Here is a 20389-nt window from a genome sequence, read left to right on the forward strand (position 1 = left end):
CCTAACACATTTTAATTTCATCAATAAATGCTGTAGTGATCTGCTTTGGTCGAGTGATTGCACCACCAACAACGACGGAGTAGGCACCTAGCTCAAGGCAGCGTTTTGCTTGCGCCGGCGTACCGACATTTCCTTCTGCAATTACCGGAATAGAAACAGCATCAACGACAGCACGTAAGAATGAAAAATCATGGTTGTAAAGTTTCATTCCTTTCGTTTCAGTAGTATACCCATGAAGGGTAGTGGATACACAATCAAATCCTAATTCTTGTGCCGTTAATGCTTCTTCTAATGTGGCGATGTCGGCCATCAATAACACTGATGGATAGCGCTGTCGAATGTTCTTGATCATCTCTTGAAGTGTCATACCGTCAGGACGTAACCCTAATGAGGCATCAAGCGCGATCATGTCAGGATTCGCTACCATGAGTTCATCGATTTCTTTCATCGTTGCGGTAATGTAAATGGACGAATTGTCGTAATCTCGCTTTAAAATACCAATAACAGGTAATTGCGTAACTTGCTTAATTTCAATGATGTCCTGTGGTGAGTTAGCCCGTATTGCACTGGCTCCGCCCTCTTTTGCCGCTAATGCCATCCGACCCATAATGAAACTGCTATGCAGCGGTTCATCTTCTAATGCTTGGCAAGAAACAATCAGATTATTTTTCACGATTGACAACATATTCATACTTAACATCCTACTGCTTCTTCTACTTCAGTTTTAATAATGGTGACTTGTGGTCCATAGACGATTTGGATCCCATTGCCTTTGATGATCACGGCACGTGCGCCCGTCATTTTTAATAGTGCTTCATTGACGTTTTCACCCTTGATGACGGAGATACGTAATCGTGTCGCACAACAATCAACGTCTTTAATGTTGTCGCGGCCACCCAGTCCTTCGATGATTTTTTCAGTACGTTCAGAGCCTGCAATGTTCTCGATGATGGCGCTGTCATCATCTTCACGACCTGGTGTTTTCAGGTTTTTTCGTTTGATAATGAAAGAGAAACTAAAGTAATAAAGTGCAAACCACACACTACCAATCACCGGAACCATGACCCAGTTTGTCTTTGCGTTACCCTGCAAAACACCAAATAAAATGAAGTCAATAAAACCACCTGAGAATGTTTGTCCAATCGTAATATTGAAGATATGAGCCATCATGAAAGCCAGACCGTCAAAGATGGCGTGGATGAAGTACAAGACAGGAGCGACAAACAAGAAAGCGAACTCTAGAGGCTCAGTGATCCCCGTTAAGAAAGAAGTCAGTGCAGCGGTGAACATCAGACTAGCGACGCGTGTTTTATGCTCTTTTTTAGCACACTTATAGATGGCGAATGCGGCACCCAATAGACCAAACATCATGGTAATGAAGCGACCAGACATAAAACGGGCAGTGCCTTCATAAAACTGTTGTGTATTCGGATCGGCGAGTTGGGCAAAGAAAATACGTTGGGTCCCTTCAACTAGCGTGCCGTCAACGATTAAACTGCCACCTAATGCGGTCTGCCAGAATGGAAGGTAAAAAATATGATGAAGACCAAAAGGACCAAGTAAACGAAGCACAAAGCCGTAAATAAACGTGCCGAGGTAACCAGAAGCATCGACGAGTGAACCCAGCGTACCAATGCCGGATTGGACAAACGGCCAAACAATGTACATCAAGACACCCAGCAAAATAGCACTGAATGAGGTGATAATCGGTATAAAGCGAGAGCCGCCAAAGAAGCCAAGAATTTGAGGTAATTCAATTTTGCTAAAACGGTTATGGAGACTGTAAGTCATCAATCCCACGATGACCCCGCCAAAAACCCCAGTATCTAACACTTGCATACCAAGGATCATACCTTGACCGGCATTCCCCAAGTTTTCGGTAAGAAGTTGTCCATTAAGCACCAATAGCGCATTAATGGTCGCGTTCATGACAAAGTAACCTAATAGCGCTGCAAGACCTGCGGTACCTTTATCACTGCGTGCGAGTCCGACGGCTAAACCAACTGCAAAAAGGACCGGTAAATTACCAAAAATAACAGAGCCGGCACTGGCCATGAGCGTGAAGATACATTGCAGTAACCAAATATCGAGAAAAGGATAAGCTTGCAATGTATTTGGGTTAGAAAGTGCGCCCCCAATACCGAGCAATAAGCCTGCTGCGGGTAATACGGCAATGGGTAACATTAAGGATTTTCCGAACTTTTGTGCTTGTTCAAAAAAGCCATTTTTGATGCGGTCTAACATGGTGAAAAACTCCGTAAAATTAGAATTGTCTTTGCATGTTGCGATAAGTGGAGTTTATTTTCATTTTAAGATGGGGAAAGAGGGACAGCTCACAGTTTTATCTGCGCGCAATTTGCAGTGTAAAAACTGTGATGTAAACACACAAAAAAAGGGGGGGATTAATGGGTATAGTGTATGTTGAATTTATTCAACGTTGCCCGTCAGCAATTTTTATCAATACGTCATGCTTTTTGCCTATTTTAAGACACTGCGATGTCATTAATGTCGTCTCATTTTTCCCATTTTTGAATAAAAGCTGTCACCGTAAGGTTTTGATTTTATGCTTATTGATTGTTTTTAAAGGGGATGTGGAGGTAGGGGGGGGACGGGGTAATAGCCTAAGTTATTTAATTGATATATTTATCAGTAAAGAAAACAGCTAACGAATCAGCTGTTTTCTTATCGCACGATTTATACCAAATTATATAGAATCGCTGAGATAGCAATTAAGCCGATAACAGTCACGAAAATATTACTTATCTTTCCGCGATATTTCTTCATTGATTCAACATTTCTAATCGCATACATCGGCAGAATAAATAAAATCAGGGCGATCACAGGGCCTGAAAATGTTTCCATAATACCCAGTACACTTGGATTCTTTACTGCGGCATACCATACAGAGAAAAATAAAATACCAATGGTAAGTTTATTAACAACCTTAGGTTTTAGGTTGGTATGTTTGGCAATGATCCCGCTTAAACTTTCTCGTCCACCAAGGAAGTGACCAAAGAACGATGAGACTATCGCAATACAAGCAATGAAGGGACCAAATGACGCAATCAAGCCACTTCCAGTCACATTTGCAAGGTAAGACAAAATAGAAATGTTTTGTGCCTTAGCTTCGGCTAATTGAGCGGGGGTTAAGCTTAGCGCACAAGAGAAAACGAAGAATAATACAAAGGTGATTAACATCATCGATGTGTGTTTTAAGATAAAGTCGACACGTTTACCTGCCTGCTCTCCGTAATGTCTTTTTTGGGCAACAGAAAAAGTGGAAATCGCAGCGGTGTGGCTGAATGCAAAAATGGTGGTAGGAATAGCGAGCCATAGAGTTTGAGTAAATGTTTTTGCATCTGGCATATCGGTAAAGTTTGGCATTTGCCAATTAGGGATCATATAAACCGAGATCCCAAATAAGATGAAGACTAATGGATAAACAATCACTTCAAAGGCACGTAATACGGTTTTTTCACCGGCTGTCATCACTCCAATTAGGAGGGCAACTAGAACACCAGATAGCAACACCCGCGACGGTGTAGCCATACCCATCTGATTTACCATAAAGCTTTCAACGGTATTGGTTAATCCTACTCCATAAATCATTAAAATCGGAAAAATAGATAAGAAGTAGAGGAGTGAGATCAGAAAACCGAAGCGGTGACCAAAATGTTCTTCGGCCACATCAGTAAACTCAGCTTTCGAGTTATTTGACGATAAAATAAATCGCGCCAAGCCACGGTGGGCCAAAAATGTCATTGGTCCTGCCAGCAAGGCTATAGTGATCAAAGGCCAGAAACCATTTACACCAATATTGATTGGTAAGAATAATATCCCTGCGCCAACGGCTGTGCCAAATAAGCTTATGATCCAAGTTTTATCGTGTTTATTGAGGGTGAGTTTTTGTTCTGCGTGGGTGGATATTTCAATGTTATTGGAAGTCGACATGTGATTGACCTTATTGGTTAATGTATTTGTTATAGGTTTTTTCATATCGAATACAATGTTAACAAATTGGTAATCTTTGCAGTATTCTAAATAGGAATACTTGTTACTTTGATCGCATTAATATTTTGGTTTGTTTAGATTTTTATTTGATTTTATTTTGCTGAGTGTGATTTTAATGGTTTAATATTTTGTGTTGATGGGGTTTTGAGGACGTAAAAACTCCTGCTGGAGGAGTGAATGAGATAACCAGCAGGAGGAGGGGGGAATGCTATGAATCACGCGATAGCAGAGTCTGCATCAACGTAAGGTAAATCCAATGATGTTGCTACGCTCTCACAAGTGATTTGTCCACGGTAAACATTTAGGCCATTTAATAGGTGCTTATCGTCTTGTAGCGCTTTTTTGTAGCCTTTATTTGCAAGGTTAACAATGTAAGGCAGTGTTACATTGTTTAGTGCCACAGCTGATGTACGAGCAACCGCACCTGGCATGTTTGCCACACAGTAGTGAACCACCTCATCAACAATGTAGGTAGGCTCGCTGTGCGTCGTTGCATGGGATGTTTCTACACAGCCACCTTGGTCGATAGCAACATCGACAATTGCCGCGCCTGGCTTCATCTTCTTGATCATTTCAGCAGTAACCAGTTTCGGAGCCGCAGCACCAACGACTAGCACACCACCGATAACAAGATCTGCTTCAAGCACATGTTTTTCAATTGAGTCATTGGTTGAGTAAACTGTTTTTAGTTTACCGTTGAACTGTACATCTAGTTGGCGAAGTACATCGATATTACGGTCAATAACTGTGACATCAGCTTGTAGACCTAATGCCATTTGTGCTGCATTTGCACCTACAACACCACCACCAATAATCACAACTTTTGCTGGTTCAACACCTGGTACGCCACCAAGTAGTATGCCACTTCCACCACGTGACTTCTCTAATGCGAATGCGCCAGCTTGAATAGACATGCGACCAGCCACTTCTGACATTGGTGCAAGTAGTGGTAGACGACCGTTTTTATCTGTCACGGTTTCATAAGCAATACACACGGCTTTGCTATTAATGAGATCATGCGTTTGCTCTGGATCCGGGGCTAGGTGTAGGTAAGTAAATAGAATTTGCCCTTCGCGAAGCATCGCACGCTCAACAGCTTGAGGCTCTTTTACTTTTACAATCATTTCTGCTTTTGCAAAAACATCAGATGCTGTTGCTAGGATTTGTGCACCCGCATCAATGTAGTCTTGATCGCTAAAGCCAATACCTGTGCCTGCGTTGGTTTCGACAAAAACATGATGACCATGAGAGACCACTTCTTTAACTGACGCTGGGATCATACCTACGCGATATTCATGTGTTTTGATTTCTTTAGGGATACCAATGATCATAATTTAAGCCTTAATATCTGTTGTTTTGTTTATTACTTGTTATTGGAATGATTAATAGGTTAAACAAAATAACCTGAAATGTGTCACTGTTTTTTAACTAATAACCAACAAAAGAAACCAGTTTTTCGTTTGTTTTTGGTGTTAAAAACCAAACTAGACATTCGTCACAGTTGATAGTTTGTTTTGATGGTTGTTTTTTGGTTCTAATAACTGTTTTTTATTTGTCATTGCAGTATTTAGGTCTTTTTATTATTTAAATTTTGGTTTTTATGACTTTTTATTTTTATGTTTCTTGTGTTTTTGATGTCATTTTTTACTTCTAAAAGAGGTTTTGATTTTTAATATCAAAAATCAACGTTAATTAGTTTTATATTCTGTTTGGTTAGGTGAGGATTTAACTTTTTGTTGATATAACAGAGGATTGTACTTTTAGTAACGCGCTTTTTCGCAGGGTTTTTCGTGAGGGATAGGGCAAAATTAAATGAGGAAGGTGTGGGTTGAAAGAAATAAAGAGAAAGCAATGAAGAACCTCGCTGCTTGTACAGCGAGGTTGCTCATTTGTTAAAACATATAAGTAAGCACTGCTTGAGCAAAGATGCCCAATGCGATAGTGGCAAACGCACTGACACTGATCACCACTGTTGAACCAAACTCTACACTTTCAACATCCGCAGATTGGTTGTGGTGGTGATATTCCTCTTTAGCGAAAAAGGCCAGTAGGATACGAAGGTAGTAAAATACGGAGACTGCAGAAGCTAATGCAGCGAGTACAACCATGCCTAAATATCCGTTGCCAAGTACACTTGCGAACAGGAAGAACTTGGCAAAAAAGCCAGCAGTAGGGGGAACGCCCGCCAATGAAAGCACAGCAATCGCCATTGCAATACCAGCGAGTGGGTAACGTCGACCTAAACCGCGATAACCTTTTAATTCACCCGTTGGGTTATGTTTGTTTAACATTGCAATCACAGCAAACGCGACCAGATTCATCACGGCATAACTCAGCCCGTAATAAGCAGTAGCATGAACCGCTTCTGATAAAGAGGCGCTACTGTTCGGGATCACACTGGTTAGTGCCATGAGTGCGTAGCCGAAGTGGGCAACGGATGAATAAGCCAGAATACGTTTGATATTAGTTTGGCGGAAAGCCAATAGGTTACCAAACACAATGCTAAATAACACAAAGCCCCAAAGCACAAACGAGATTTGATCCCAAATAGGTTCAATCTGAATCACGAAGTGAATAACAAATGTCAGCATTGCAATTTTGGCGATACTACCAATAAATGCCATCACAGGCGTAGGTGAGGCTTGCAGTGTATCAGCCAGCCAGCTATGAAATGGTGCTAAAGCCAGTTCAAAGCATATGCCTACAAATAGCAACATAAAGCCGATCAATGCGACCATCGGCATCGCGTTAGCACTGGTGAGCGCTTTGGGTATTTCACTAATAACGATAGTGCCCGCACCAAAATAGATCAGTGCAATACCAAACATAAAGAATGCTGCAGCAACAGTGGCTGTGACAGCATACTTAAGCCCCCCTTCGATGGCTCCTTTACGTTGAGGGTTCCATGCGATGAGTGCAAACATTGGAATGGCAATGGTTTCCATTCCTAGGAATGCTGCTAACAAATTACTTGCTGAGGCCAAGATAAATGTACCGAGTACAGCTATCAGTATCAGGGCGTAAAACTCTTCTGCAACATGCTTGTTGAGGGCTGGGTAGTTTTTAGCCAGTAATATGGTTGCCAGTCCTCCTGCTGCGAATAATTCAAAAGCAACGAGTGTGAAATGATCAATAACCACAAAGTTTTCAATATTCGCACTGTGTCCGAATAAAGAAGCCACTGACAACATGGTCGCTAATAGCACCACAATCGATCCCATATAAGGGAGTTGTTGGTTGTTCTTACCCGGCAGAACACCTAACAGGAGGACACCTAAAGCACCTAGTCCAAGGATGGCAAAGGGTATTGCACTAATTAACTCATGAGATGACATTGATAACCCCTTCAATCAATGAATATGAACCCGAATGAATGGATGCCAGTGTTTTGGTTGATGACATCATAAGTTGCAGTAAATAGTTCGGATCTAAGCCAACCCAGAATAACCCAATGACAATGATGGATGCTGTTAGCTTTTCTCGTGCTGTCAGATCGATTAATTTACGTTGTTCATTGCCGGCAGAGATTGGCCCTAAGAATGCCAGTCCATAGGCTCTTAAGAAGTAAACCACACCTAACACTATCGAGAATGCAGCCAAGCTTGTCCAAAGAGGTGAGACAGAGAAACTACCTGCGAGGAGTAAGATTTCACCTGCAAAGTTACCTAATCCTGGAATACCAACACTTGCAGCAACAATAAATAGTAGGAAGACGCCAATACCCGGGAGGACTTTATATAAGCCGCCCATTTCATCAAACTTACCGCTAAACCCGCGCGCTTGAAGCATACGTACAACGGCAAACAGACCTGCTACTGAAAGACCGTGAGCAATTAATTGGATCACTGCACCATTCAATGCTTGAAGTTGCCATGCAAAAATCGCTAAGACCACTAAGTTCATGTGACTGATACTTGAGTAAGCAATCACATTACGGAGATCTTTTTGACGGAAAGCGAGTAGGGCGGCGTATAAGCTACCGATTGCACCCAGTGCCATACCGATATACATCATTTGATGCATTGCTTCAGGGAAGATAGCTAAACAGAAACGCAAAATACCGTATGCGCCGACGTTAGCCATAACACCAGATAGCAGCAGTGATACCGCAGGTGCCCCTTCGCGGTAGGTGTCAGGCGCCCAAAAGTGAAATGGGAAACCTGGGATCTTAATTAAGAAAGCAATTAAGAATCCGCATACAACTGGAATAGCCAATTCACCCATAATTGGATGGGAAGCTAAGTAGAAGTAATCAAATGTCCATACACCTGTGTTGTTACCATTAATGATGTAAAGGGCAACAAGAGATACAAGCATTAATAAAGAGCCTGTAATGGTCACAAGAACAAATTTTAATGCTGCTTGTTTGGTATCTTTACCGCCCCAGAAACTCAACATGAAGTAAATCGGAATTAACATCAGCTCCCAAAATACGTAGAAGAGCATGAGATCAAGAGCAAGAAATGCCCCCATAATGCCACTGAGTGTTAATAGCATTAGTGGGCCAAAAGCCTGCCAACGATTCACTTGGTGCCAAGCAACAAGCATTGCAACGATGAACAAGGTACAGGTTAAACCAATCAGGCTTAAGCTGATCCCATCCATGCTGACTAAATATTTAATGCCGAAGTCAGGGATCCAGTTGAGGCTTTCTGTCATGGAAAAACCATGAACTTGATGGGTGATAAATATCCAAGCTACTAACATTGACTCAATAATGAGTGTGGTTAATGTCATGGAGCGTGCAATAAATGGCAGCTTACGGCAACTTGAGCCGATAAGTAGTGCAGCTACCATGGGTAAGAAAATCAATAAACTAAGCATATATCAAACCTAACTAGCTCAAACCAAGTAAAAAAGCAGAAGGACAGAACCTGCAATCATCATAATGACATAACGAGAAAGCTGGCTGCCTTGTACATCACTAACGGCTTCGCCTGAGTGAGATAACATTGCCGCGATCCCTTTCACAATGGCCTGATTCAGCACCCATCGTTCAATAACCGTTTCTAGCAGCTTGGAAAGACCTTTGAAGCCACGAATAACCGTTAGTTTTGACAGGTCGTCGATATACCATGCTGAGTTCAGGAATTGACAATCACCGATGCCATGTCCCTGTTTAAGCTCTTGTTTTACTAAGATGTATGCAATCCATACTCCAGCAATAGCGACTAATGAGCCAACAACTTGCAGCATAAGACCTGCAGAGGTTGCAATCTCTGGCGCTGTACCTAATTGACTATCAATCCACGGAAGGAATAGGTGAGGACCAAAAGACCATTCGTTAGGAAACTGCATCCAACCAATAGCGATCGAACCAACGGCTAAAATACCCGTTGAAACTTTCATCTGCCAAGGAAGACCATTATTTTTCAGGTAGCGAGGTTCACTAAACGCTGTACGGTTTTCACCATTGAAGACCATAAAGTACATACGGAAGCTGTAAATACTGGTAAATAATGCGCCCGCTAAACCAAGTGCACCCAGTAACCAACCTAAATGGCCCGTTTCCGTTGCTGCTATGATGGCATCTTTTGAGAAGAAGCTTGCAGTGATGACAGGTAGTGCGGCTAAACTTGCAGAGCCTGCTAGGTAAGTCCACTTAAGCCAAGGAAGTCGTTTGCCGAGACCGCCCATTTTGCGAATGTCATGATCGTGATTAAACATATCGATAATGACACCAGAGCTGATAAATAGCAGTGCTTTAAAACACGCATGAACAATGACGTGGAAAATAGCTAAATCATAAGCGCCTACACCTAGCGCTGCAAACATATAGCCAATTTGGCTGATGGTTGAGTAGGCGAGAATACGTTTGATGTCATTCTGCGCCAGCGCACATGTTGCTGCATAAAACGCCGTAAATGCACCCACAAGTGATACCCACCATGTGACATCAGGTACTAAATTAAAGAGCACATGATTACGTGCAATCAAGTACACCCCAGCCGTTACCATGGTTGCTGCGTGGATCAATGCCGATACCGTAGAAGGACCTGCCATTGATTCAGGCAGCCAAACATGAAACGGGAACTGGGCTGATTTGGCCATACCGCCGAACAAGAATAGAAGACAAATCGCGCCAATTAACCATAAGTTCATCGATTGCTGGCTAGCAATAGTATAGATCTCGTTAAGGTTAACGGTTTTGAACACGGTGAATGTCAGTAAGATACCAATCGCAAGTAAGGTATCGCCAATGCGTGTTACGACGAATGCTTTACGTCCTGAGTACACATTCTTTTCTTTGTTGTAGTAATGAGAAATCAGTCCGTATGAACATAGCCCCATGATTTCCCAACCTGTGTATAGCAGAATTAAATTATCCGCCATCACAAAGAACAACATCCCAGCAACGAATAGATTTAAATAGCAAAAGTAGCGTCTTTCACCAAAATCACGGCGCATGAAGGGAACGGAGAACAAGTGGATAAGAAATCCAACCCAGCTTGTCACTGTCATCATTACTAGCGAGAGACGATCAACCGATAAACCAATGTTGACGTTCCAATCACCAACAGCCATCCACGTCCATAATTGCTGGTGGAAAGCTGGGTTAAAATCACTGGATAGCCATAGCATGCCAGTGAGTACAGCCGATACTAAGACGGAGAGTGAAGCGAGTATACCGCTTGCACGAGTCGGAAAGTGCTTGCCAAATAAGACAATTAAGGCGGCGCTGAAAAGCGGAGCGGCAGGAATTAACCATAACCATGTATTCATTACAGTTCTCCCTTACTCATTAATGTATTGCTGAGCTGGTTAAGTTTGTCGATACGGGTTGTTTTTAGGTGTTTGTACGACAACATGGCGAGCATCAAGACAACAGAAAGCTCACAGCCTGCTGCAATCATCAAAAAGATAGTAATGATTTGTCCTGTTGGATTTCCCCAATGTTGACCTGCTTCAACAGCGGCTAACGCAACGCCATTAAGCATGACTTCGATACCCATAAGTACGAACAACAACTGTCGGCGAACAACAACAATGAGGAGGCCAATAATGAACATGGCAAAGGATAAAATTAAGATAGTCAGTGGACTCATGCGTGCTCCTCCACTTTATCATCAGTCTCTGAGTGGCGAGCTTTCATTTGTGCCGCGAGATAAATCACAGCGACTAACGCACCAAGTAAGAGCGTTGATAGCGCTTCTATCGCGAGTTTGTAATGATTAAATAAATCCGCACCAACAGCTTTAGGACTGATGGTTTTGATCGTTTCAATTGTATAGAACTGATGACCGTGATTTAGAACGATGAAAGCCTCAACTAACATAACGGTTAGTAAGATCACCGGTAAAATTACAGTGCGATTAGCCGTGAGTGGGAAGGTTCGGCTTGCCGGACTCAACATAATGAAGAAGACAAACAACACCATGATTGCCCCGACGTACAAAATAATTTGTAACGCGGCAATAAACGGCGCACCCAATAAATAGAAAATAACAGCCAGTGCGAGTAGCGATGTGGTTAAATACACCGCACCATGCATAGGCTCTTTGACAAACAGTAAACTGATTGCTGCCAATAGCATGATGGCACTACTGGCATAGAAAATAATATTCCAAGTTAACATGAATGATGATGTCCTTATGGCAGCAGAGAGTACACATCGATTGGTGGTTTTTCATTTTCACCATCGCCGATAGCTTTACCTGTAATTGCTACACCTGCTTGCTTGTAGTAATTAAAGTCTGGGTGTTTACCTGTGCCATCAATGAGTAAGTCTTCTTTTTCATAAAGCAGCTTGTCACGAGAATATTTACCCATTTCAAAATCAGTGGTGCATTGAATCGATAGGGTTGGACATGCTTCTTCACACATTCCACAGAAAATGCAGCGACTGAAATCCAGTTCGAATGTTTTGGCATATCGACGCTCATCTTCTCGCTCAGCACCTTGAATGGTGATTGCATTAGCAGGGCATACTGAAGAGCATAAATAACAAGCAACACAACGTTCATCACCGTCAGGATCGCGCGTTAATACAATGCGACCGCGCCAGCGTTCAGGTAAGTCTGGTTTTACCTCTGGATAACAAACCGTATCGCGTGGTGCCCAAACGTGCTTAATGGTTGCCGCAAAAGCCCCTGTGACCTCTTGTAAAATCTGTATAACTTTCATGATTGTCTCTCTCTAATGTTGGGGGCTACATCCAGAATGTACCGACAAGGGCGGTAACAATGATGTTGACGATGCCGATTGGAAGTAAGAATTTCCAACCGAATGCCATTAGCTGGTCGTAACGCGTTCGCGGTAAGCTGGCACGCATCCATACAAAGAAGAAAACTAACAAGAAGGTCTTCAATACAAACCATAAGACGCCAACAAGCGGATAGGCTTCAGCCCATGGTCCATGCCATCCGCCGAGGTACAAGGTTGTTGCCATTGCACCGACGAGGATCACACCTAGGTATTCACCAAGGAAAAACATCGCAAAAGGCATACCGCCATATTCGGTATTAAAACCTGCATTAAGCTCGTTTTCGGCTTCAGGCATATCGAATGGCAAGCGGTGAGTTTCTGCAATACCTGCGATTAGGAATACAAGGAAGCCAACCGGTTGAAGGAGGATATACGGTGTCGTTTGTGCATCAACAATTTGCGTTAAGCTAAAGCTGCCAGCAAGCATAACCACACCCAATACCGCCATACCCATTGCTAATTCATAACTGATTAACTGAGCAATAGTACGAATTGCGCCAAGCATGGTGTATTTCGAGCTTGATGCCCATCCGCCTAAAAAGACCCCATAAGCGTGAATGGAGCTTAATCCCATTAAAAAGAGCAGACCGATGTTTAAGTCTGCTGCCCATGAGATATTTTTACCGATAGGCAGTAAAGCAAAGCTAACAAGAATCGATACCACGACAAGGATTGGTGCTAAAGCGTAGAGCTTTTTGTCGACAAACCCGGGCATGAAATATTCTTTTGTTAGCAATTTTGCTGCATCACATAGTGCTTGGAATAACCCTAATGGACCTGCTCGGTTAGGGCCGTAACGGTCTTGCAACAGTGCTAGACAGCGACGTTCAAACAGAACGGTATAGCCTGCAACTAAAATCAAACCAAAGATAGTGATAACCATACCGACCAGAATAAAAATCCAGTACTGCAATGAATCCATTAGGCTTCTCCCATCATAATGACCGATGCACTACCAATAATGTTTTTGATTTCCTCCTTTTTATCTGCATCAATAAAAAGCTCAGAGGTGCGCTCAAGACACAATGGTGAAGCAATATCAGCCTGAAGTAGGCGCATATCTGCTTGATTTAAAGCAACCGTGAGGTCAGCAACTTGAGAGGAAATCACCGCAGGGCGTACCAACTTCTGATCACCGCAAATAATCATTAATTGATCACTATTGCTAAGGTTTAGCGAGGCAGCCAGTTTAGGATTTATTGAAGCGGAAGATCCTGGCTTGAGAGAGCGGATTTCAGGCGCATGATCGGCAACATATCCTTCACCAAACCATTTACTTAGTGCAACTTGCGGCTGAGTACTTTGAATTGCAGGTGGATTTGTTTTCTGTTCAAGTGGTAATTGTGTGCACTTAAGCTTGTCTTTTTCGATGATGATCCCGTCATCACCAGCTTGAGGTAGCGTCGGTGCGAGCTCAGTTAACCATTGCTCGATTGTCTCAGGTGATTTCATTAAGGTTTCAATCATGCCATGAGCGTCAATCGTGGCTGTTTTTCTCGCGAAAGCCTTGCTAAAACGCTGTAGTCTACCTTCATAGTTAATCGTCATACCGTCCCTTTCTGGCCATGCTGCGAGTGGCAATAAGGTGTCGCTTAAGTGTGCTGTTTTGGTTAAGACTTTGTCGATCACAATCAATTGGTCTAGCTTGTCATGCAGTGCATGCCACTGTGGGTTATTGGTATTCAGCGGATCGCTGCCGACAACAACTAATGTCTTTATTTTGTCACTCTCTATTTGCGTCATCAGCTCAGCACATGAGTTTTCTTGTGCTGTTAATACTGCATTAACAGAACCGGCACTCGGTAAAGTAATCGCCATTTTGGCTGCAGGTGCAAGTGACTCTGTAATGGTATTAAGTAGAGAGATATCTGCAGTGTTAAGCAGTTCAGCCACACCAATAATGACAGGTTTTTCCGCCTGTTTTAGTGCATTGGCAACATCTTTAATCCAGAGATCTTCCACAGCACCATCATGAACAGCTGTGTTAATTTGTGTTAAACAGTCTTGCCATTGGCTTGGTGCTAACGCTTTAACATGGCCTCGCTGAAGTTTATTCAAGGCTGTGACGAGGTGAGAAGGTGTTGCATGTAATACATACACATCTTTTTTAGCCTTGATCACTTGGCGTACCGCAAGATCAAGCATAGGCGCATGTTCAGTGAGCTCTCCTACCACGAAAACCGCATCTGATTGCTCTATATCTGATATAGAAGGCGCATTGTGATTCGCTGCTACAGCGGTTTTCGTCAAAGCTTCTTGTTGCGGTGAAATAAATGGTGAGAACGGCGCATTCATCTCTTTTGCAATAGCTTTCAGTGCCAAGTTAGTCGTGAGATCTTCTTCTACGGAACCTAAAATACCCACATGACCTTCAGCTCTAACAAGGGCTATTTTCAGTGCATCTAGAGGTGATGTTTTTATGACTTTGCCTTGCTCTGATACATATTTAGGTCTTGAGTACGACTCGGTGCCATGAGACCCATAACGACCACGATCACAGATAAAATAAGGATTTACTTTTGATGCTTTGTTGTTAGGTTGAACGCGTCGTAGGGTTCCTTCACGTCCACCGACTTCGATATTACAACCCACACTACAACCTGAGCAGATTGAAGGCGCTTTTTCTAACATCCATGTACGGCTGTATTTACGGCGGTAAACCTTATCGGTAAAAACGCCGGTTGGACATACGCTGACTAAATTGCCTGAGAATGGACTATCGAATGCGCCATCTTCTGTTCGGCGGAAAAGTACGTGATTGCTTGACCCCATTGCACCAAAATCATCACCAAGCGCATAGTCTTGATAAAAGCGTACGCAGCGATAACAGGTCACACAGCGGTTCATGGTTTGGTATACCAACGGACCTAGGAATTGATCCGGCATGGTACGTTTTTGTCCATCATAGCGGCGGTAAGCATGGCCGACACTGATGGTTGTGTCTTGAAGGTGACAGTCACCGCCTTCATCACAAACAGGGCAGTCATTGGGGTGGTTGGTCATATAAAACTCAACCACGGCTTTTTGGATTTGTTTTGCTTTTGGCGATTTAAAACGAAATTGCTGGCCATCTTGTGCTGGAATGCTACAAGTCATGACGGTACGCGGTTTTTCACCTTCTTTTTGTGGCACGGTTTCCATGGCACAAATACGACAAGAGCCTGCGGCATCTAATGCTGGGTGGTAGCAAAAATAAGGCGTATCGATCCCCGCTTTACGCGCAGCGTCTAACACGTTCTGTCCTGGCTCAAATTCGACCGCTTTGTCATCTATATAGATAGTTCCCATGATCAACATGCCTCCGCAGTTAGCTGGTGGTTGTGAGTACAGCGTTGCCCTTCAATATGGGATTCAAAAACATGTTTGAAGTGTTTTAATCCAGTCATGATTGGCATTAGCGCCCCCGGTGCAAGCGCACAGAAGGTGTTGGGATAGATGGTTTCACAGAGCTCATGAAGCAGAGCCAGATCTTTGGAGGTCGCTTCTCCTGTTTCAAATTTTTTCAATACATGCACGACATACGGCAAGCCATCACGGCAAGGTGTGCAGTAGCCACATGATTCTCTTGCGAAAAATTCTGTCAGGTTGATCATGAAGTCTATTGGACAAATCGCATCGTCCATCACAATGATCCCGCCAGTACCTAAACGTGAACCCACAGTCGCTGGGCCGTCCCAATCGAGGGGAACGTCGAGATGTTCAGGGAGCATGAATTGCGTTGAGGCACCACCTGGTAGAAAACCGACAAGCTCACGATCGTCAAGTAATCCGCCAGCGTGCTCGAAAATAAGCTCTCTAGCTGTAGTCCCTAATGGCAACTCAAAGAAGCCAGGCTTTTTGACCGGACCAGACACTTGGTAAATATGGCTTCCTGCGGCATCACCTTTACCTTGAGATTTGAACCACTCGGCACCTTTATGAACGATCCAAGGAATATGACAGATGGATTCCACATTGTTGACTATGGTTGGCTGTCCCCACAGACCTTTTACGATAGGGAAGGGCGGTTTAGAACGCGGGTTACCACGGTAGCCTTCAAGGGCATTGAGTAGGGCGGTTTCTTCACCACAGATATAGCGCCCAGCACTTAAGTGAACGTCAACATCAAGATCCCAGCCAGAGCCCATGACATTTTCACCCACAAGCCCAGCCGCTCGTGCTTCTTGTAACGCTTTCTCAAGTCCTTTTGCCCCTTCGCGATATTCTCCACGAATGAAAACAAATGCTTTGTCTGCACCAAGTATGTAACTACTTGCGATAACGCCTTCTAAAATAGTGTGCGGATCGCGATAAAGCACTTGTCTATCTTTAAACGAGCCCGGTTCTGATTCATCTAAATTCACCACCAAGTAAACGGGGTGACTGGCATCTTTTGCAAGGAAACCCCATTTCACACCCGTTGGGAAACCACCACCACCACAGCCACGTAGACCAGATGCTTTTAGTTCTGCCAGTAAAGGCTCTCTTGGTTGACCAATAATGGAATTAAGGCTTTGGTAACCACCATTTTCACAGTACTCAGCAAAATTTAATGGTTTTGGATGATGAAAGTTGCGTGAAAGTACTAAGTCCATTACAGCACCTCCTCATTTGGTTTTGCTGGCGCATCTTGAGGAGTCAGCATCGAAATAATATTTTGGTAATCAGGCTTCTCTGATAGCTTGATCTCTTCTTCTGCTAATTCAGTTAAGATCATTCTCATGCGTTCAGGTGTTAGTTCACCTTCAACACGATCATCATTGATTAGAGCGGCTGGAGCGCGATCGCATAGTCCAAGACAAATACTGGGTAGAACGGTAATGCTGCCATCATTAGCGATCTCTCCTAATGCTTTACCTGTTGCATTTTCTGCCGCTTCTAGCACTTTTTTCGCACCTCGGGTATAGCAAGAAATGCTGTCACAGACACGCATGATATTGCGACCAACAGGACGTCGGCGCAAAAGCGTATAAAACGTAATAAGTTCATCTAACTGCGTTGTTGATAGGTCTGTAAGTTTACTAACAAGGTTGAGACTTGGTTTCGTGATATAGCCATATTTATCTTGCATAAAATAAAGACAATAGATGGCACCGGCTCTTTTTTCTGGGTAATGAGCAATATGCTCTTCCAGATGAGCTCTTTCTTGATCTGTTAACATGATTTCCTCACATTGCGGACTTTATTTATGACGAGCGACATTCGCTTATTCGTCTCAACATCTACATGGGATGTTGTTTTTATTGTTTAGCGATCAATATCAGCGAGTACGTAATCGATAGAGCCGATTAAACAGATGATATTGCTCAATAAGTCGCCTTTAGAAACGGCTTTAACGGATTGGAAATGTGTAAATGAAGGTGTGCGGATTCGGACACGGTAAGGGCACCCAGTACCATTACTGATGGTGTGGTAGCTTGTGACCCCTTTAGCGGTTTCCGTTGCGTAAAAGGTTTCAGCAACCGGGAAATTAAAGCCTCTGCCGGTATCAACAAAACTGTGGATCAGGGTTTCGATATCGCGTAATGCATTTTGCTTTCGCGGAAAACCAAAGTTAGGCGCATTGTCAGCAAGGATAGGACCTTCAGGCATACGTGCCGCCGCTTGTCGAATGATCTTCAAGCTCTCAACCACTTCTTGCACACGAAGAACGGTACGGGTGTAGGCATCACCATCTTGGCCAACAGGAACGTCAAAGTCGTAATCTTCGTAACCCATGTAAGGGAAATCTTTACGCATATCGAAGTTAATGCCAGTCGCACGCAAGTTTGGTCCTGTTAAACCCCAATCAAGTGCCATTGACTGACTGTAAACCGCAATGTTTTGTGTCCGTACTTTGAAGATCATTGAGTGGGTCATTAACTTTTCAAGATCGGGGACCAGTTGCTCAATACCTTGGCAAGCCTGTTCAACTTTTTCTTCCCAGCCATCAGGTAAATCTTGAGATACACCACCAATTCTGAAGAACGCAGGGTGCATACGACCGCCACAGATTAACTCGATAACATCGAAGATTTTTTCACGCTCGGTGAAAGCATAAAAGGCTGGAGCCATACCCCCTAGGTTATGCGTGATACTTCCAAACCATACAAGATGGCTCGAAATTCGGAATAATTCGCATAACATAATCCGCATGGTCTTGGCGCGTTCAGGGACTTCAATTCCAGTCATTGCTTCAAGCCCTAGTAAATAGGGCAGTTCACCAGCTACACCACCTAAGTAATCGATGCGATCGGTATAAGGGATGTAGTTATGAAAAGTATGACGCTCGGCAATTTTCTCTGCTCCGCGATGGTGGAAGCCAATTTCTTGATCCAAGTCTTCAATGAACTCGCCTTTCATTTTAACTTTGAGGCGGATAACGCCATCGGTACCAGGGTGGTTAGGGCCGATGTTTAGTACCATGCTGCCATCGTCTTGCTTACCTTGAATATCATAGGACTTCATAACATCATCAAAGTCAGATCCTGCAAGATCGAAAGGTTCATCCATTAAGGTCGCACGACAAGGATAAGATTTACGTAGTGGGTGACCTTTCCAAAAATCAAAAGTTAAGATACGACGTAGATCGGGGTGATCAGTGAATTTAATCCCGAACATGTCATAGACTTCACGCTCATACCAATTCGCGTTAGGCCAAAGCCCAACTACAGTAGGTACTTCAATGGTGTCATTAGCAATGTGTGTGCGAATGGAAATAAATTGCTTATTTTTCACACTCAGCAGATAATAAAACACACTGAGTCCGCCACCACGTTCACATTCATCAATTGCTGAAAGGTCGAACAGCATTTCAAATTGTGAAGAAGCCGCATTTTTTAGGAAGTGCAAGGTATCGATAAGGTGTTCTTTTTTTATCTCGAAACTTTCACAACCAATGATTTCGTGTTTTGGCGCTTTAGCACCGAAACGCTCAATGAGTATTTGACGATCGTTATTATTCATTATTCGACCCTCAAACCGAGTGGTTTACGGTTTTTACTTAGCACAGAGACTGGGTTAGCTTGAACGTGCTCTTGAAGCATGATCAACCCCTCGAGTAGGGCGTCTGGACGAGGTGGGCAACCAGGGACATAGACGTCAACAGGAAGAATTTTATCGACGCCTTGTACAACACTGTAAATGTCATACATACCACCAGAGTTTGAACAAGACCCCATTGAAATAACCCATTTAGGCTCAAGCATTTGATCATAAATATGCTTCATTAACGGTGCCATTTTCACAAAGCAGGTACCAGCTGTGATAAGTACATCGCTTTGGCGTGGCGAGCCACGAAGTACTTCAGAACCAAACCTTGCCATGTCATAGCGAGGCGTCGCTGCTGTCATCATTTCAACGAAACAGCAAGATGTCCCAAAGTTGTAAGGCCAGAGCGAATGCTTCCGGCTGTAGGAAATAAGTTCATCAACTTTACCAACAATATTGGTAATGATGTTGTTGCCTTTTTCATTCGAGGAATTACCGACGTTAACGGTTTGAATTATATCGCTCATGACTCATACACTCCGATTTGAAAGACACCTTTACGTATCATGTAAATGAACCCTAAAAGTAAAATCACCAAAAAGGTGACGCCAGCAATGACACCCGGTATACCGAGTTGCCAATAGTCGACTCCCCATGCAAAAAGGATTGCGGCTTCTAATTCAAAAATGAGAAACGCAACAGCGATGAGGTAATAACTAATAGAAAAGTTATGCTTTGTTGTTCCAGAGGGTAAAAGCCCACACTCGAAAGGCTGTTCTTTATCAAAACGACGACCAAATCCACCTATAGACTTACTAATAAATAAAATGGAAGCGATCACCGCAAAGACGAGAAGGCTGAAGACACCGATCATGATTCCTGGGTTGAAATCACTCATTTGCACTCCTTGTCGAATTTGATGCATTAGCCGTCAAGCACACTTGAAAAGCCAAGGTGCTGACAACGTGAGCTTACATCTCATTCGTACTTCAACATTACTTTCAAAAGAGCTTAATTTAATTGGTCGTTAAACTAGCCCTGTCGTTATTTTTTATAGGTCGCATACTTAGTCACTATTTCTTATTTGATCATTGTTAAAAATAAACAAATAAATGCAACCAATTGAACCTAACAGTTACTTTCTGAACAAGTACTTAACAAAAAAATGCAAAATCTTTTCATTTTTGAAATGAAAAAAATCGATTTTAATTAATGATTTTTTTAT

General features: G+C 43.1%; 17 protein-coding genes. All 17 read right to left on the minus strand.

Going from position 1 to position 20389, the window contains the following annotated elements; all coding sequences use genetic code 11:
- Position 1 precedes the first annotated feature (1 nt).
- A complete protein-coding gene (locus C9J42_RS19575; protein ID WP_199187017.1) occupies positions 2-691 on the minus strand; it encodes an N-acetylmannosamine-6-phosphate 2-epimerase in 690 nt (229 codons plus the stop codon).
- 2 nt (positions 692-693) lie between these two features.
- Positions 694-2244 carry a maltose/glucose-specific PTS transporter subunit IIC gene (locus C9J42_RS19580; protein ID WP_045151991.1) on the minus strand — a complete coding sequence of 517 codons (1551 nt, stop codon included), beginning with the start codon at positions 2242-2244 and terminating at the stop codon, positions 694-696.
- A 450-nt stretch (positions 2245-2694) separates the two neighbouring features.
- The gene (locus C9J42_RS19585; RefSeq protein ID WP_107302254.1) at positions 2695-3951 is read right to left on the minus strand and encodes an aromatic amino acid transport family protein; all 1257 of its coding nucleotides are present in this window, start codon (positions 3949-3951) and stop codon (positions 2695-2697) included.
- A gap of 275 nt (positions 3952-4226) precedes the next feature.
- Positions 4227-5342 carry an alanine dehydrogenase gene (gene ald, locus C9J42_RS19590; protein ID WP_107206112.1) on the minus strand — a complete coding sequence of 372 codons (1116 nt, stop codon included), beginning with the start codon at positions 5340-5342 and terminating at the stop codon, positions 4227-4229.
- Between the two features lie 561 nt (positions 5343-5903).
- Positions 5904-7346, minus strand: a complete 1443-nt coding sequence (locus C9J42_RS19595) for an NADH-quinone oxidoreductase subunit N (RefSeq protein ID WP_107302255.1) — start codon at positions 7344-7346, stop codon at positions 5904-5906.
- Positions 7333-8835: a NuoM family protein gene (locus C9J42_RS19600; protein WP_107302256.1), complete on the minus strand. Its 1503-nt coding sequence runs from the start codon at positions 8833-8835 to the stop codon at positions 7333-7335. Before C9J42_RS19600 ends, C9J42_RS19595 begins: the two co-directional genes overlap by 14 nt.
- A gap of 18 nt (positions 8836-8853) precedes the next feature.
- The gene (nuoL, locus tag C9J42_RS19605) at positions 8854-10734 is read right to left on the minus strand and encodes an NADH-quinone oxidoreductase subunit L (protein ID WP_045151986.1); all 1881 of its coding nucleotides are present in this window, start codon (positions 10732-10734) and stop codon (positions 8854-8856) included.
- Positions 10734-11057 carry an NADH-quinone oxidoreductase subunit NuoK gene (gene nuoK, locus C9J42_RS19610; protein ID WP_107262043.1) on the minus strand — a complete coding sequence of 108 codons (324 nt, stop codon included), beginning with the start codon at positions 11055-11057 and terminating at the stop codon, positions 10734-10736. Before nuoK ends, nuoL begins: the two co-directional genes overlap by 1 nt.
- Positions 11054-11587 carry an NADH-quinone oxidoreductase subunit J gene (locus C9J42_RS19615; RefSeq protein WP_045129807.1) on the minus strand — a complete coding sequence of 178 codons (534 nt, stop codon included), beginning with the start codon at positions 11585-11587 and terminating at the stop codon, positions 11054-11056. Before C9J42_RS19615 ends, nuoK begins: the two co-directional genes overlap by 4 nt.
- A gap of 14 nt (positions 11588-11601) precedes the next feature.
- Positions 11602-12138 carry an NADH-quinone oxidoreductase subunit NuoI gene (gene nuoI / locus C9J42_RS19620; protein ID WP_369750685.1) on the minus strand — a complete coding sequence of 179 codons (537 nt, stop codon included), beginning with the start codon at positions 12136-12138 and terminating at the stop codon, positions 11602-11604.
- A gap of 22 nt (positions 12139-12160) precedes the next feature.
- Entirely contained in the window at positions 12161-13138 is a 978-nt protein-coding gene (gene nuoH / locus C9J42_RS19625; protein ID WP_045062688.1) for an NADH-quinone oxidoreductase subunit NuoH, read from the minus strand.
- The gene (gene nuoG / locus C9J42_RS19630) at positions 13138-15504 is read right to left on the minus strand and encodes an NADH-quinone oxidoreductase subunit NuoG (protein ID WP_107302257.1); all 2367 of its coding nucleotides are present in this window, start codon (positions 15502-15504) and stop codon (positions 13138-13140) included. Before nuoG ends, nuoH begins: the two co-directional genes overlap by 1 nt.
- Before the next feature lie 2 nt (positions 15505-15506).
- Positions 15507-16790: an NADH-quinone oxidoreductase subunit NuoF gene (gene nuoF / locus C9J42_RS19635; protein WP_107302258.1), complete on the minus strand. Its 1284-nt coding sequence runs from the start codon at positions 16788-16790 to the stop codon at positions 15507-15509.
- On the minus strand, positions 16790-17356 hold the full coding sequence (nuoE, locus tag C9J42_RS19640) for an NADH-quinone oxidoreductase subunit NuoE (RefSeq protein WP_107302259.1): 567 nt from the start codon (positions 17354-17356) through the stop codon (positions 16790-16792). The genes nuoF and nuoE overlap by 1 nt, the downstream gene beginning before the upstream one ends.
- Positions 17357-17442: 86 nt before the next feature.
- A complete protein-coding gene (gene nuoD / locus C9J42_RS19645) occupies positions 17443-19140 on the minus strand; it encodes an NADH dehydrogenase (quinone) subunit D (protein ID WP_107302260.1) in 1698 nt (565 codons plus the stop codon).
- Positions 19140-19691, minus strand: coding sequence for an NADH-quinone oxidoreductase subunit B (locus tag C9J42_RS19650; protein WP_107290479.1), 552 nt, complete (start codon positions 19689-19691; stop codon positions 19140-19142). The genes nuoD and C9J42_RS19650 overlap by 1 nt, the downstream gene beginning before the upstream one ends.
- Positions 19688-20062 (minus strand): NADH-quinone oxidoreductase subunit A, encoded by a 375-nt coding sequence (locus tag C9J42_RS19655; RefSeq protein ID WP_006646494.1) that lies wholly within the window; start codon positions 20060-20062, stop codon positions 19688-19690. The genes C9J42_RS19650 and C9J42_RS19655 overlap by 4 nt, the downstream gene beginning before the upstream one ends.
- Positions 20063-20389 lie beyond the last annotated feature (327 nt).

Origin of the sequence: Photobacterium sp. GB-56, assembly GCF_003026105.1 — a bacterium.
GTDB lineage: Bacteria > Pseudomonadota > Gammaproteobacteria > Enterobacterales > Vibrionaceae > Photobacterium.